The sequence below is a fragment of the Pseudacidovorax sp. RU35E genome (genome assembly GCF_900156165.1).
Lineage (GTDB): Bacteria > Pseudomonadota > Gammaproteobacteria > Burkholderiales > Burkholderiaceae_C > Xenophilus.
Genome location: NZ_FTMY01000008.1, coordinates 237287 through 251661 on the forward strand (window position 1 = coordinate 237287; position 14375 = coordinate 251661).

Consider the following 14375-nt stretch of genomic DNA (forward strand, 5'->3'; position numbering starts at 1 on the left):
GGTGGAACTACCGCTGGCGCGGTGCCCCGCTCTCAACGGATCAGATGCGCCCCTCTTCGACCGCGTGGCAGGCCACGCGCACGCCGCCGATGGACAGCAGCGCCGGCCGCTCGGCCGAGCAGCGCGCGTTGGCGTGCGGGCAGCGCGGATGGAAGGCGCAGCCCGTGGGCGGATTGAGCGGGTTGGGCACCTCGCCCTGCACCGGCGTGCGCGAGCGACCGGTGGCATGCATCTGCGGGATCGCGTCCAGCAGCATGCGCGTGTAGGGATGGCGCGGCTGCGCGAAGAGCTGCGCCTTGTCCGCCAGCTCGACCAGCCGGCCCAGGTACATCACGCCCACCTGGTCGCTCACATGCCGCACCACCGCGAGGTTGTGCGAGATGAACAGGTAGGTCAGCCCGCGCTCGCGCTGCAGGTCCTTCATGATGTTGAGCACCTGGGCCTGCACGCTCACGTCCAGGGCCGAGGTGGGCTCGTCGCAGACCAGGAACTCGGGCGCCGTGGCCAGCGCCCGTGCGATGGAGATGCGCTGGCGTTGCCCGCCCGAGAACTGGTGCGGGTACTTGACCATGTCGAGCGGCGACAGGCCCACCGAACGCAGCAGCTCGCCCACGCGCTCGCGCACCCCCGCCTTCTCGCGCAGGATGCCGTGCTCGCGCAGCGGCTCGGCAATGATGTCCTCGACCACCCAGCGCGGATTGAGGCTGGCGTACGGGTCTTGGAAGATCATCTGGATGCGCCGGCGCAGCTGCCGGCCGGCAGCCGTGCGGTAGGCCGCATGCGCATCCTGGCCGTCGAAGCTCATGCCCCCGCGCGTGGGCTCATACAAGCCCACCAGCAGGCGCGCCACGGTGCTCTTGCCGCAGCCCGATTCGCCCACCAGCGCCAGCGTCTTGCCGCGCTCGATCTCGAAGCTCACGCCGTCCACGGCGTGCAGCAGGGTGCGGGGCTTGCGCTCCAGCACGCGGTTGAGCCAGGGTGCCGACACGTCGAAGGTGCGGGCCAGGTCATGGGCGACGACCAGCGGCGCCGTCGCCGCTGTCGCTCCTTGGGGGCCAGAAGAAGCCGGCACGGCACTCATTCGTCGATCTCCTGGACAGGCGTGGCGGCGTCGGGCCCCGCACGTTCGCCTTGCGCCATCGCGGCGGCATGTTCGGCGGCCAGGCGGTCGTGGCCGCGGTGCGGATCGGCTGCGTCGTGCAGCCAGCAGGCGGCACGCGTGGCGCCAGCGGGCATCAGTTCGGGCCGTTCCTGCAGGCAGCGGTCGAACACGCGCGGGCAGCGCGGGTTGTAGGCACAACCCTTGGGAATGGCATTGAGGCGCGGCATCGCGCCGTTGATCTGGTTCAGGCGCTCGCGGTCGCTGTCCATTTCAGGGATCGACGCCATCAGCCCACCCGTGTAGGGATGCGCGGGCTGGTGGATCACCTCGTGCACCGGCCCGATCTCGGCGATGCGGCCGGCGTACATCACGGCCACGCGATCGCAGGTCTCGGCGATCACGCCCATGTCGTGGGTGATGAGCATCACGGCCGCGCCGCGCTCGCGGCACAGGCGCTTGAGCAGCTGGATGATCTGCGCCTGGATCGACACATCCAGCGCGGTGGTGGGCTCGTCGGCCACGATCAGCTGCGGCTCGGCCGCCAAGGCCAGGGCGATCACCACCCGCTGGCGCATGCCGCCGGAGAACTGGTGCGGGTAGTGGTCGATGCGCTGCTCGGCCGCCGGGATGCCCGTGTCCTGCAGCAGCGCGATGGCGCGCCGCCGAGCCTCGGCCTCGTTGACGGGCAGGTGCGCGCGGATGGTCTCGATGAGCTGGCGGCCCACGGTGTAGAGCGGGTTCAGCGAGGTGAGCGGGTCCTGGAAGATCGCACCGATCTTCCGGCCACGGATGTGGCGCATCTTCTCGTAGCCGAGGTTGTCGATGCGCTGCCCCTGCAGCAGGATCTGCCCACTGGCGACGCGGCCCGGTGGCTCCAGCAAACCGATGATGGCTGCGCCGGTGAGCGACTTGCCGGCGCCCGACTCGCCCACCACGCCCAGGATCTCACCGGGCGCGATGTCGAAGGAGATGTCGTCCAGCGCCCGCAGCGTGCCGCGGCGGCCGGGGAATTCGACGACGAGGTTCTTGACCTGAAGAAGGCTCATGGCGATATGTCCTTCTCTCATCGCAGTCGGGGGTTGAGCGCGTCGCGCAGCCAATCGCCCAGCAGGTTCACCGACAGCGCGATCAGCACCAGCATGGCGCCCGGAAAGACGGTGATCCACCACTCACCCGAGAACAGGTAGTCGTTGCCCACACGGATCAGCGTGCCCAGCGACGGCGAGGTGGGCGGCACGCCCACGCCCAGAAAGCTCAGCGTGGCCTCGGTGATGATGGCCGTGGCCACCTGGATGGTGGCCAGCACCAGCACCGGCCCGGTCACGTTGGGCAGCACATGGCGCAGCATGATGCGCAGCGGCGCCACGCCGGTGACGCGTGCGGCCTGTACGTATTCCTTGCTGCGCTCCACCAGCGTGGAGCCGCGCACCGTGCGCGCGTATTGCACCCAGCCCGTGAGCGAGATCGAGATGATGAGCACGCCGAAGGCCAGCGACTCGTGCGCATTGGGAAAGAGCGCGCGGCCCACGCCCGCGATCAGCAACGCGACCAGGATGGGCGGAAAGGACAGCATCACGTCGCACAGCCGCATCAGGAAGGCGTCGAGCCAGCCACCGAGGAAGCCAGCGAGCAGGCCCATCAGCACGCCCACCACCACGGACAGGATGACGGAGACGACGCCCACCACCAGCGAAATGCGCGCGCCGTAGATCAGCGCCGAAAGGATGTCCCGGCCCTGGTCGTCGGTGCCCAGCAGGTACTTGCCGGTGCCGCCTTCGCTCCAGGCCGGCGGCAGGCGCGCATCACCCAGCTCGAGCGAGGCGAGATCGAAGGGGTTGTGCGGCGCCACCCAGCCGGCGAACACCGAGCAGAAGATGCAGACAAAGGCGATCACCGCCGCCGTGACGGCCACGGGCGAGGTCCTGAAACTGTGGCCGACATCGCTGTCGAGCCAACGGAGGAGCGTGTTCTTCATCGGGGACACAGGTTATGGGCGCCGTTCGACACGGCACCCGGACGCATGCGAAGCGAAACGCATGCCGCCCCGGCCGCCGAGGTGCGCGGCCAAGGACGGCGTGGGCATGGCACTCGGCGCGATTGCCGTGCTCACGCCCGGTGGGTCACTTGATGCTGATCCACTTGAAGGGCATGAAGTTGTCGGCACGCTGCGTCAGCGACACCTTCTTGCTCACGCCCCAGGCCAGCGACTGCTGATGCAGCGGCAGGTGGCCGATGTCGTCGGTGTGGATCTTGAAGGCTTGCTCGATCAAGCCCTGGCGCTTGCCCTTGTCGGTCTCCGACTTGATCTGGCCGATCAGTTCGTCGAGCTTGGGGTTGCAGTAGGCACCCAGGTTGAACTGGCCGCTGCCGTCCTTGTCGTTGGGGCAACGCATCAGCGCATCCAGCGCGTTGTGCGCATCGTAGGTGGTGGGCGTCCAGCCCAGCAGGTAGAAGCTGGTGTCGCGGCGCAGGATCTTGGGGAAGTAGGTGCCCTTGGTCTCGGCCGCGAGGTTGACCTTGACGCCGATGCGCGCCAGATTGGCCGCCACCGCCTGGCAGACCTGCGCGTCGTTGACGTAGCGGTCATTGGGGCAGTTCATGGTCACTTCGAAGCCGCTCGGATAGCCGGCATCTGCCAGCAGCTTCTTGGCGGCGTCGGCGTCGTAGGGCAGTCGCTTGTCCTGCGCTTCGGTCCAGCCGTTGATGCCGGGGCCGACCATCAGCGCCGTGGGCCGGGAGGCGCCACGCATCACCGTGCGCTGGATGCCGTTGATGTCGATGGCCTGGTAGAAGGCCTGGCGCACGCGCTTGTCCTTGAAGGGGTTCTTGCCCTTCACGCTGGAGTACAGCAGTTCGTCGCGCTTCTGGTCCATGCCCAGGAAGATGGTGCGAAGCTCGGGGCCGACCACCACGCGCGCACTCGGGCTCGCGTTGATGCGGGCGATGTCCTGGACGGGCACCGGCTCCATCACGTCGACCTCGCCCGAGACCAGCGCTGCGACGCGCGTGGCGGGGTTGGCGATGGGCGTGAAGATCACCTCCTGCGCATTGCCTTCGATCTTGCCCCAGTAGTTCATGTTGCGCACGAACACCGTTCGCACGTTGGGCTGGCGCTCGCGCACGCGGAAGGGGCCGGTGCCGTTGGCCTTGAACGAGGCCGTGTTCTCGATGCCCTTTCGTCGATCGACGGGCTTCTCGGCCTTGTTCTCCTCGCACCACTTCTTGCTCATGATGGCGAGGTCGGACAGCACGTCCGGCAGGATGGGGAACGGGCCCTTGGTGACGATGTCGATCGTGTGGTCGTTGACCTTGCGCACCTCCTGGATGTCGTTGACCTTGGCCTTCACGTCGGAGCCGTCGCCCCCAGCGCGGGCGATGCTGAAGATCACGTCGTCGGCGGTGAAGGGCGTGCCGTCATGGAAGGTGACGCCCTTGCGCAGTTCGAATCGCCAGGTATCGGGCGCGGTCTGCTTCCACGAGGTGGCCAGCGCCGGCGCCAGGCTCAGGTCCTTGTTGCGGTCGGTCAGACCTTCATAGACGTTCAGGTCCACCGACAGCTGAAGCGATTCATTGAGCGAATGCGGGTCCAGCGACAGCGCGTCGCCCTGGTTGGCGATGCGCACCGTCTGGGCACTGGCGATCAGACTGGCCGCAGCCAGCACGGCCGCGACGGCGGCTTTTTTCTTGAAGCTCATGGAATCTCTCCTCGGGTTGGTCAAGGCTCGGGACGATCGGTCATGGCGCCGCGGTGGCGGCCCCGTGGGATGAGGCGGCGCGGGTGGCACCGACCTCGGCGCCCGGGCCGGCTTCACCGGCCAGGGGCATGCCCTGCTCCACCAGGCCCGCGTGCAACGCGGCGCCCAGCGGCAGGATGTCATCGTTGAAGTCGTAACGGCTGTTGTGCAGGAAGGCGCCGCCGCGCGCATCCTGGCCGATGCGCAGGTAGGCACCCGCCTTCTTCTGCAACATGAAGGAGAAGTCCTCGGCACCCATGCTCGGCTCGAGGTGACGATCCACATTGCCCTCGCCCACGATGGCAGCCGCCACGTCGGCGGCGAACTGGGCCTCGGGCGCAGTGTTGATGGTTGCGGGGTAGATGCGCTCGTAGCTGAGTTCCGCCGTGGCACCGAAGGCGGCGGCCACCTGCGTGCAAAGCTCGCGCAGGCGCTGCTCGACCTGGACCTGCACGCGCGAGTTGAAGGTGCGCACCGTGCCCACCAGCGTGGCGGTTCCGGGGATGACGCTGAAGGCGTCGAGGTCGCCCGCCTGCACGGCGCACAGGCTGACCACGGCGGCGTCGATGGGACGGACGGTGCGGGACGCGATGGTCTGCGCGGCCGTGATGATGTGCGCAGCCACCACCACCGGATCGACCGTCAGGTAGGCATGCGCGCCATGGCCGCCCTTGCCCGTGATGCGGATCGTGATGCGGTCGGCCGCCGCCATCATGGCGCCGCGGTTGATGCCGATGGTGCCGGCGGGCAGCGCCGGCCAGTTGTGCATGGCGTAGACGGCATCGACGGGAAAGCGATCGAACAGGCCGTCCTCGATCATCACGCGGGCGCCGGCGAAGCCCTCTTCACCGGGCTGGAAGATCAGCACTGCAGTGCCGTCGAAGTTGCGCGTCTCGGCGAGGTAGCGGGCCGCGCCAACCAGCATGGCCGTATGGCCGTCGTGACCGCAGCCGTGCATCAGGCCCGACTTCGCGGAGCACCAGGGCAGCTCGTTGTCCTCCTTGATCGGCAGCGCGTCCATGTCGGCGCGCAGGCCGATCATGCGGCGACTGGCGGTGGAACGACCGCGGATGATCCCGACCACGCCAGTCTTGCCGATGCCCGTGTGGATCTCGTCCACACCGCAGGCCTGCAGCGCGGCCTTGACCCGTCCGGCGGTGTAGACCTCTTCGAAGCCCAGTTCCGGGTTCGCATGCAGGTCGCGTCGCAGGACAGTGAGTTCGGGATGGAAACGGGCGATGTGCTCGAAGGCGCGGCCGTTCGCGTACAGACGTTGTGTGTTCATGGCTGAGGGATCGCTGCGCGGCAAAAGGGTTCGCGCGGCTCGATCAGTGGCCGCCCGCCTTGCCTACACGCAGCCGCGGATCGACGGCGAAATAAAGCAGGTCCACGACCAGGTTGATCACGACGAAGATCAACGCGATCAGGCACAGGTAGGCCGCCATCACCGGAATGTCGGCGAAAGTCACGGCCTGGATGAAGAGCAGGCCCATGCCGGGCCACTGGAACACGGTCTCGGTGATGATGGCGAAGGCGATCAGGCCGCCCAGCTGCAGCCCGGTGATGGTCATCACCGGCACCAGCGTGTTCTTGAGCGCGTGGCCGAAGTGGATCGCGCGGTTGGACAGGCCCCGTGCCCGCGCGAACTTGATGTAGTCGGTGCGCAGCACCTCGAGCATCTCGGCGCGCACCAACCGCATGATCAGCGTCAACTGGAAGATGGCCAGCGTGACGGCCGGCAGCACCAGGTGGTGCCAGCCGTCCAGCGTGAGCAACCCGGTGCGCCACCAGCCGATCTGCACGATGTCGCCGCGGCCGAAGCTGGGGAACCAGCCCAGGTGCACCGCGAACACCAGGATCAGCAGGATGCCGATCAGGAAGGTGGGCAGCGACACACCCAGCAGCGACAACGTCATGAACAGCTGGCTCATGAAGCTGCCCCGCCGCAGGGCTGCATAGACACCCATCGGAATGCCCAGCAGCAACGCAAGACCTGCCGCCACGATCGCCAGCTCGAGCGTGGCAGGAAAGCGCTCCGCAATCAGGCTGGAAACCTTGGCCCCCTGGCGCAGGCTCAGGCCGAACTCACCCTGCGCGGCATTGAGCAGGAAGTGCCAGTACTGGACGAAGAAGGGCTTGTCGAGGCCGAGCGCGGAGCGCAGCTCGCGGATCTGGTCGGGCGTTGCATCCTGCCCCAGAAGGAAGACCACCGGGTCGCCCACGTACTGGAAGAGCAGGAAGGCGATGAAGGCCACCGCCACCATGACGATGACGGCCTGGATCAGGCGGCGCAGAACGAAGGCGAGCATGCGTGGGGAAATTCCTCGAAGCAGGATGCAGAGCAAAGGACATGCCCAGGCTGCATACCCGGCCCGCGCGAGCATAAGACCAAATGGACGAAGCCTGCCCCGTTTTGGTTCATGGAAAGCACTAGGAGCACGCCGTCGAAGGCGGTGCTCCATGGCGGCACGAAGCGGGCGCCGAAGGCTGGCCACCCTGCCCTGCGAGCGGGGCGGGCAGGCCAGGCCAGGCCAGGCTTCAGAAGGCTGGCGCCCGCTGCCTCAGTTCACTTTCACGCTGCGCCAGTCGATGCGGTTGTCGGCGCGGTGGATCACCTCGATGTTCTTGCGCATGGCCCACGGGATCACCTGGTTGTGCAGCGGCAGGTAGGCCACGTCCTCGTGCGACAGCAGCAGCGCCTTCTCGAGCAGCTCGTTGCGCACCTTCAGGTCCGTCTCCACCTTCACCCGCTCCACGAGTGCATCCATCTGCGGGTTGGAATAGCGGCCCACGTTGTAGTTGCCGTCGCCGCCGGCGCCCACGGTGCGCAGGAGCGACTGCAGGCTGTAGAGCGCGTCGAAGGTGGGCACGCCCCAGCCAAGCATGTAGATGCTGGCCTCGTAGCGCTGGATCATCGGGAAGTAGGTGACCAGCGGCAGCGTGCGCAGCTTGGCCTTCACCCCGATACGCGCCCACATGGCAGTCACCGCCTGGCAGATGGCCTCGTCGTTGATGTAGCGATTGTTGGAGCAGGCGAAGTCGACCTCGAAGCCCTGGGGATAGCCCGCTTCGGCCAGCAGCTTCTGCGCTGCCGCCACGTCATAGGGCCAACGCGCGTCGGCCTTCTTGGTCCATCCGTTGACCTGTGGCGCGATCACCGTGCCGGTGTTCTGCGACAGGCCACGCATGGTCACGCGGTGGATGGCATTGATGTCGATGGCCTGGTAGAGCGCCTTCCGGACCCGAACGTCCTTGAGCGGGTTCTTGCCCTTGATGTTGGAGCCGGGCAGCTCGTCGCGGAACTGGTCCATGCCCAGGAAGATGGTGCGGCTCTCGACGCCGTCGATCACCTTGATGTCGGTGTTGTTGCGCAGACGCCCCAGGTCCTGCGGGCTGGGGTCGAGCACGAAGTCCGTCTCGTTCGAAAGCAGCGCCGCCAGGCGCGTGGCCTGCGATTTGATGGGCGTGTAGACGATCTCGGTGACGTTGGTGGGGTTCTTGCCCCAGTAGTTCGGGTTGGCGACCAGCACCAGGCGCTGGTCAGGCTGCCATTCCTTGACCATGTACGGCCCCGTGCCCATCGCATTGCGGTGGGCGAAGGTCTCTTCCTGCGTCTTGATGTCCTTGGGCTCGAGAGAGCGGTTCTTCTCGGCCCAGGCGCGGCTCATGATGCGCAGCTCGGTCAGCTGGTTGATGAGCGTGGGCGTCGGCGCCTTGAGCATGATGTCGACGTTGCTGTCGTCCACCTTCACGACCTTGTCGATGCCCTGCGCATAGACCGCGTAGTTGGAGGTCTTGGCCATGGCGCGGGTCAACGAATAGACCACATCGTCGGCCGTGAGCGCAGAGCCGTCGCTGAACTTCACGCCGCTGCGCAGGGTGATGCGTACCTGGGTGGGCGAGATGTTCTTCCAGCCGGTTGCGAGCTGCGGCTCCGCCTTGAAGGTCTTGCTGTTGTAGTAGACGAGCGAGTCGTAGATCGCCGCATGCACCCCGTTGCCCAGCGCGTTGTTCTGGGAGTGGATGTCCATCGTCGGAATGTCACTCGCGCTCGACCAACGGAAGGTCTTGGCATGCACGGGCCAGGCGACCCCCATGACCAGCGCCACGGCCAGCGGCGCGCACAGACGTTTGAAATTCACAGGCAACCCCTCGTATGTTTTGGAGGGCCGACTATTGCAATCCTGGTGGCGTCCTGCAATCGGGCGCCTCCGCCATGCAGGGGCATTGCGGAGGACGACGGCCACGAGAGCCACCGGTCAGCGCCGCGCCGCAAAAAACCACCGGCCCGGGCGCAATCAGGCAATGAAAAAAGCCACCCGGCTTGCGCCGGGTGGCTTTGACGATCTTGGTCTTCAGCTGGCCGAAGCCAGCGTCGGATTAGAACGAGTGACGGATACCGAAGTCGTAGCCGACCGAGCTCTTCGGCAGGTAGGCGCCGGTCAGAGCGGTGCCAGCCGGCTGGAACGTGGCGACGTACGGGGTAGCCAGGCCATTGGAGTTGGCTTGGTAGTCGGCGCCGTTCTTGTTCTTGATGTAGGCCACGGTGGCGTACAGGGCGGTACGCTTGCTCAGGTTGTGGACGTAGCCCAGAGCCAGTTGGTCAGCCTTGGGGGCGTTGTACTGGAAGAAGGGGTTCGTCAGGTACACCAGGGGGTTCTGGTCCACGCGGGTCTTGACCTTGCCGTAGGTGGCCTTGATCTGACCAGCGCCGACCGGCACCGTCACGCCCAGCAGAGCGCCGTCGAGCTTGGTGTCGGGGTTGAACAGGGGCTGGTTGTTGCCCGAGTAGTCGACCGTGCCCTTGACGTTCACGTACTGAGCGAACAGCTTCACGACGCCGAAGTCGTAGCTACCGCCAACGTTGAAGTTCTTCGACAGGTTGTTGGTACCGATGTTGAAGTTCGAAGCGTTGACTTGCTCGCCGTAGGCCAGCGCAACGTCCAGAGGACCGTTGGCGTAGCCGAAGCGACCACCCCAATAACGGCCGGTACGGCTGCCGTTGTTCAGGCTGCCCTGCAGGAAGTTGTCGTACTTGGCTTGCTCGCTGAAGCCGTACATGGCTTGGCCATAGAAGCCGCCCAGGTTCGGGGGCAGGAAGTAGCCGATGCTGTTGCTGGCGCGAACGTTCGAGCCTTCGATGGCGGGCACAGCGGTGCTGCCGCCGATGGCGCGTTGGACCAGAGCGGTGCCGGCGCCGTTCGTGCCGAACGGATCGAACACGGTCAGGTTCCAGAACGTCGGCTTGTAGTCACGACCCAGACGCACTTCACCGAAGGGGCCCGACAGGCTCACGGTGGAACGACGCTGGAAGTTCAGGCCGCCGCCGGTGGCTGCACCGGTGCCGTCGTCGTTGTTCAGCGCGCCTTCGAGCCAGAAGCTGGCAGCCAGGCCGCCACCCAGGTCTTCCACGCCGCGGAAGCCCAGACGGCTGGAGCTGTTGGCCGAGTTGCTGATGCCGGTACGGCTGGAGGTCGTCGACTGGGGCAGCAGGGCGTAGGCAAACGGGTTGGCCAGCAGAACCGCGGGGTTCGTCACCAGTTCGCTCTTGTTCGACACGCCGCTCACGGAAGCGTCAACGATACCGAACAGGGTCACCGACGATTGGGCCGAGGCCACACCGGCGACAGCCAGGGCAGCCAGAGCAACTAGAGATTTTTTCATTGCAAGTTTCTCCAAGGTTAAACATAGGGCGCCGGTGCGAAGGGTTCACCGCGCTGGCACATGCTGTGCTCCCGCCGGGCCCCGGGCCAACCTCCTTTTGGGAAGTTGTCGCTATTGCACCAGAGCCCCGTCGCCACGGCAAAGCAAATTGGGCCAAATCTGGAGGGGCCTCCGCGATTCGTTGCACACGCACAACATGGCAGCAGGACCGACCCCAGCCTCGCCTCTCATGCGACTTCACGATATGAAACGGGCTGGATCTTGGACAGATGCAGGGAGTTGACGAACTGAGGTCCAATCCGACCTATGCCGAACTCTCTCGACACCCTGCTAGAAGCAGCCGACAGCGCTCTGCGCACCATCTGGGGCAATCCCGCGGCGCGCCTCGACTCTCCCGCAAAGTCCGCGCCGGGCGCTGAGTCCGCTCTGTCAGCCGCAGACCGTAGCCGATCAGGGGCATTGATGAGAGTCAATCACGTGGGCGAGGTGTGCGCTCAGGGCCTCTACAACGCGCAGGCGCTGACCACATCGGATCCAGCACTCAGAAGCCAGATGCTGCGCGCCGCCGAAGAGGAGACCGACCATCTGCGTTGGACGCGCGACAGGCTGGACAGTCTGGGCGCCCGGCCGTCATTGCTGAACCCGCTGTGGTACGGCGGGGCGTTCACATTGGGGCTTCTGGCGGGCCGCATGGGAGACGCCTGGAGCCTGGGTTTCGTCCGGGAGACGGAGCGCCAAGTCGAGGCGCACCTGGACGGCCATCTGGATCGGCTGCCCCCGGCGGACGTCGCGTCTCGCGCAGTCGTGGAGCGCATGAAGGCCGACGAGGCGGCGCATGCCGCCTGGGCCCAAGAGGCCGGCGCGCGGCCACTGCCGCCTGGCGTCTCCACACTCATGAGGATGGCCGCACGCGTCATGACGACGGTGGCGTACCGAATCTGATCTGAAACGCCGTTCCGTTCGCGCACGCGGCGCGATCAAGGCTGCTCACCCTTGACGGACGTGAGCGCCGCACTGCCGTCAAGGCAAACGGCGGCGCGTGATCAATGACCGCTGCTGCGGTCGATCAGTTCGTAGCTGGTGGTGATATCGGCCGTCTTGGCAAGCATGATGCTGGCCGAGCAGTAGGTGTCGTGACTCAGCGCGATCGCGCGTTCCACCGCCGCCGCAGGAATGCCTCGGCCCGTGACAGTGAAATGCATGTGGATCTTGGTGAACACCTTGGGATCTTTTTCCGCCCTCTCGCTCGTCAGGCGAACACTGCAACCCTCGACCTCGTGCCTACCGCGCTTGAGGATCATGACCACGTCGTAGGCCGTGCACCCACCGGTGCCCGCCAATACGGTTTCCATGGGGCGAGGCGCAAGGTTCTGCCCACCGTTGGCAGGTTTGGCGGGGTCAGGCGCGCCGTCCATGGTCAGCACATGACCGCTTCCCGTTTCTGCAACAAAACCCATGGCGGATCGGGTGCCGGCTTGGCCGGTCCAGCTGACTGTGCATTCCATAGTGAGCGTTCGATGCCGTGAAATAGTTCACGACACAAGGTCTGAATGTTGAATTGTTGCGCGTTCGCATCACACACTTGTTGCAATGCAGCATGCGAGCGCTATACTTTATTCCATCGCATGCCTTCGGGTATGCCCCAGTTGTCTCCTCCACCCTCCCAATTGGTGGATTTGGCCCCCGAGTCGCAAGACTCGGGGGCTTTTTTCTTGCCGCACCTCTGCTGGGCTCGCTCATGCGAGAGGCGACTCTCCGCCTGTGTCGCTCATGGGTACCAAGCGGGCGCCGCGTATCATCAAACGTTGCTCTCATTGGTCTCCCTTTCGCCATGCCTACCAGCCAGGGACCGGCGCTGACGCCCGCCGACTATCTCAAGAAGATCCTCACCGCCCGCGTGTACGACGTGGCAGTCGAATCGGCGCTGGAACCCGCCCGGACCTTGAGCGACAGAGTTGGCAATACGGTGTTGCTCAAACGGGAAGACCAGCAGCCCGTTTTCAGCTTCAAGCTGCGCGGTGCCTACAACAAGATGGCCAGCCTGTCGACCGAGCAGTTGGCTCGCGGCGTCATCTGCGCATCAGCAGGCAATCATGCGCAAGGCGTCGCCTTGGGTGCGCGCAAGTTGGGCACAAGGGCAGTCGTCGTCATGCCCGTCACCACCCCGCAACTCAAGATCGATGCGGTCCGCAGCCTGGGCGGCGAAGTCCACCTGCATGGCGACAGCTACTCGGACGCCTACCAACACGCGCTCACGCTGCAGGAACGCGAAGGCCTGACCTTCGTCCATCCCTTCGACGATCCGGAGGTCATCGCCGGCCAAGGCACGATCGCGATGGAGATCCTGCGTCAGCACCAGGGCCGGCTCGACGCCATCTTCGTCGCCATCGGCGGCGGCGGGTTGATCGCCGGCGTGGCCAACTACATCAAGGCGGTGCGTCCCGACATCCGCGTCGTCGGTGTGCAGATGAACGACTCGGACGCCATGATGCAGTCCGTCGCGGCCGGGCAACGGGTGACGCTGCCCGATGTGGGCCTCTTCTCCGACGGCACTGCCGTCAAGCTGGTGGGTGAAGAAACCTTCCGCGTTGCCAGTGACCTCGTCGATGAATTCATCACGGTGGACACCGACGCCGTCTGCGCCGGCATCAAGGACATCTTCATCGACACCCGCAGCATCGTCGAGCCGGCCGGCGCGCTCGCCGTCGCAGCCATCAAGCAGTACGTGCAGACGCACGGAAAGCGGGGCGAGACCTACGCAGCGATCCTCTGCGGCGCCAACATGAACTTCGACCGCCTGCGCTTCGTGGCCGAGCGTGCCGAGGTGGGTGAGGAACGCGAGGCCCTCTTCGCGATCACCATTCCAGAAGAACGGGGCAGCTTCCGCCGCTTCTGCGAACTGGTGGGCCAGTTGCCCGGCGGTCCGCGCAACGTCACCGAGTTCAACTACCGCATCAGCGATGCGCAGCAGGCCCATGTGTTCGTGGGCCTGACGACACAGCAGCGTGGCGAATCGGCCAGCATCGCGGAGCTGTTCCGCAGCCACGGGTTCGGCGCCGTCGACCTCACGCACGATGAACTCGCCAAGGAGCATGTGCGCTACATGGTGGGCGGGCGCAGCGGCCTCGCGAGCGACGAGCGGCTGCTGCGCTTCGTCTTCCCGGAGCGGCCCGGGGCCCTGCTGAAGTTCCTGAGTCTGATGAAGCCGAACTGGAACATCAGCCTCTTCCACTACCGCAACCAGGGTGCCGATTACGGGCGCATCCTCGTGGGCCTCCAGGTGCCGGCCGCGGAGGATGCCATCTTTCAGTCTTTCCTTGAGGAACTGGGCTATCCCTTCATCGAAGAGACCGCCAATCCGGCCTACCGCATCTTCCTGCAGGCCTGAAAGCCTGCGGCGTCAGGGAAGCGTAATTGCCCTTGGCGGCCCATTCACCGCCAAGGGCCGCGAGGGCACCATCAACCGCAGCCCCGCTCCGCCCGCAACCGGAGCGATGTGGACGCCCGTTGCATCGATGGACTGCAGCACGAGTTGACCCTCGAAGGCTGCGCCCGTGCGATACGCACGTGGCGGTTTGCCGTCCACCGACATCAGCGCAGCGCCGCTGCCGTCCCGATCGGCCGCCACCCCCAGCAGGCGGAACCGGCTGGCAGCATCGGGCGCCACCGGCGCGACGGCGGCCACCTTCAACGCACCGAAGGCCCGCGCCACATCGGCAGTCTCCACACCCAGCGTCTTCATGGCCACGGGCGGCGGCAATCCGGACCCGGCGGGCGCAGCCACTCGCAGACCCCAATAGACCGCGCTGGCAGCGGCAGCGGCCCAGAGCACGGCAGTGATCACCGCCACGGGCCATCGGGAAGGTACGGGCAAC

General features: G+C 66.0%; 12 protein-coding genes. 2 read left to right on the top strand and 10 right to left on the bottom strand.

Annotated elements, in window-relative coordinates; translation table 11 throughout:
* Positions 1-40: 40 nt before the first annotated feature.
* From BXA03_RS16315 to BXA03_RS16350, 8 genes are all read right to left on the bottom strand, one after another.
* On the bottom strand, positions 41-1081 hold the full coding sequence (locus BXA03_RS16315) for an ABC transporter ATP-binding protein (protein ID WP_076509701.1): 1041 nt from the start codon (positions 1079-1081) through the stop codon (positions 41-43).
* Positions 1078-2148, bottom strand: a complete 1071-nt coding sequence (locus tag BXA03_RS16320) for an ABC transporter ATP-binding protein (RefSeq protein ID WP_076509703.1) — start codon at positions 2146-2148, stop codon at positions 1078-1080. The genes BXA03_RS16315 and BXA03_RS16320 overlap by 4 nt, the downstream gene beginning before the upstream one ends.
* Before the next feature lie 17 nt (positions 2149-2165).
* Complete coding sequence (locus tag BXA03_RS16325; protein ID WP_076509705.1) at positions 2166-3077, bottom strand: ABC transporter permease; 912 nt, start codon at positions 3075-3077, stop codon at positions 2166-2168.
* A gap of 145 nt (positions 3078-3222) precedes the next feature.
* The gene (locus BXA03_RS16330; protein ID WP_076509707.1) at positions 3223-4797 is read right to left on the bottom strand and encodes an ABC transporter substrate-binding protein; all 1575 of its coding nucleotides are present in this window, start codon (positions 4795-4797) and stop codon (positions 3223-3225) included.
* 40 nt (positions 4798-4837) lie between these two features.
* Entirely contained in the window at positions 4838-6121 is a 1284-nt protein-coding gene (locus BXA03_RS16335; protein ID WP_076509874.1) for a M20 aminoacylase family protein, read from the bottom strand.
* 43 nt (positions 6122-6164) lie between these two features.
* Positions 6165-7145 carry an ABC transporter permease gene (locus tag BXA03_RS16340; protein ID WP_076509709.1) on the bottom strand — a complete coding sequence of 327 codons (981 nt, stop codon included), beginning with the start codon at positions 7143-7145 and terminating at the stop codon, positions 6165-6167.
* Positions 7146-7397: 252 nt separating this feature from the next.
* Positions 7398-8933 (bottom strand): ABC transporter substrate-binding protein, encoded by a 1536-nt coding sequence (locus BXA03_RS16345; protein WP_143476343.1) that lies wholly within the window; start codon positions 8931-8933, stop codon positions 7398-7400.
* A 283-nt stretch (positions 8934-9216) separates the two neighbouring features.
* Entirely contained in the window at positions 9217-10500 is a 1284-nt protein-coding gene (locus BXA03_RS16350; RefSeq protein WP_076509712.1) for a porin, read from the bottom strand.
* Positions 10501-10806: 306 nt separating this feature from the next.
* On the opposite strand from BXA03_RS16350, the gene coq7 reads away from it, so the two are divergent.
* Positions 10807-11442, top strand: a complete 636-nt coding sequence (coq7, locus tag BXA03_RS16355; RefSeq protein ID WP_076509714.1) for a 2-polyprenyl-3-methyl-6-methoxy-1,4-benzoquinone monooxygenase — start codon at positions 10807-10809, stop codon at positions 11440-11442.
* A 101-nt stretch (positions 11443-11543) separates the two neighbouring features.
* Here the strand turns inward: coq7 and BXA03_RS16360 are convergent, their stop codons facing one another.
* Entirely contained in the window at positions 11544-12005 is a 462-nt protein-coding gene (locus tag BXA03_RS16360; RefSeq protein WP_076509716.1) for an OsmC family protein, read from the bottom strand.
* Between the two features lie 326 nt (positions 12006-12331).
* Between BXA03_RS16360 and ilvA the strand changes: the two genes are divergently transcribed.
* Complete coding sequence (ilvA, locus tag BXA03_RS16365) at positions 12332-13888, top strand: threonine ammonia-lyase, biosynthetic (protein ID WP_076509718.1); 1557 nt, start codon at positions 12332-12334, stop codon at positions 13886-13888.
* 12 nt (positions 13889-13900) lie between these two features.
* Here the strand turns inward: ilvA and BXA03_RS16370 are convergent, their stop codons facing one another.
* Entirely contained in the window at positions 13901-14350 is a 450-nt protein-coding gene (locus BXA03_RS16370; protein ID WP_159444726.1) for a type II secretion system protein N, read from the bottom strand.
* Between the last annotated feature and the right edge of the window lie 25 nt (positions 14351-14375).

Coding starts and splice junctions, on each gene's coding strand:
- BXA03_RS16315 (WP_076509701.1), bottom strand. CDS start 1,081: ATGAGTGCCGTGCCGGCTTCTTCTGGCCCCCAAGGAGCGACAGCGGCG.
- BXA03_RS16320 (WP_076509703.1), bottom strand. CDS start 2,148: ATGAGCCTTCTTCAGGTCAAGAACCTCGTCGTCGAATTCCCCGGCCGC.
- BXA03_RS16325 (WP_076509705.1), bottom strand. CDS start 3,077: ATGAAGAACACGCTCCTCCGTTGGCTCGACAGCGATGTCGGCCACAGT.
- BXA03_RS16330 (WP_076509707.1), bottom strand. CDS start 4,797: ATGAGCTTCAAGAAAAAAGCCGCCGTCGCGGCCGTGCTGGCTGCGGCC.
- BXA03_RS16335 (WP_076509874.1), bottom strand. CDS start 6,121: ATGAACACACAACGTCTGTACGCGAACGGCCGCGCCTTCGAGCACATC.
- BXA03_RS16340 (WP_076509709.1), bottom strand. CDS start 7,145: ATGCTCGCCTTCGTTCTGCGCCGCCTGATCCAGGCCGTCATCGTCATG.
- BXA03_RS16345 (WP_143476343.1), bottom strand. CDS start 8,933: ATGGGGGTCGCCTGGCCCGTGCATGCCAAGACCTTCCGTTGGTCGAGC.
- BXA03_RS16350 (WP_076509712.1), bottom strand. CDS start 10,500: ATGAAAAAATCTCTAGTTGCTCTGGCTGCCCTGGCTGTCGCCGGTGTG.
- coq7 (WP_076509714.1), top strand. CDS start 10,807: ATGCCGAACTCTCTCGACACCCTGCTAGAAGCAGCCGACAGCGCTCTG.
- BXA03_RS16360 (WP_076509716.1), bottom strand. CDS start 12,005: ATGGAATGCACAGTCAGCTGGACCGGCCAAGCCGGCACCCGATCCGCC.
- ilvA (WP_076509718.1), top strand. CDS start 12,332: ATGCCTACCAGCCAGGGACCGGCGCTGACGCCCGCCGACTATCTCAAG.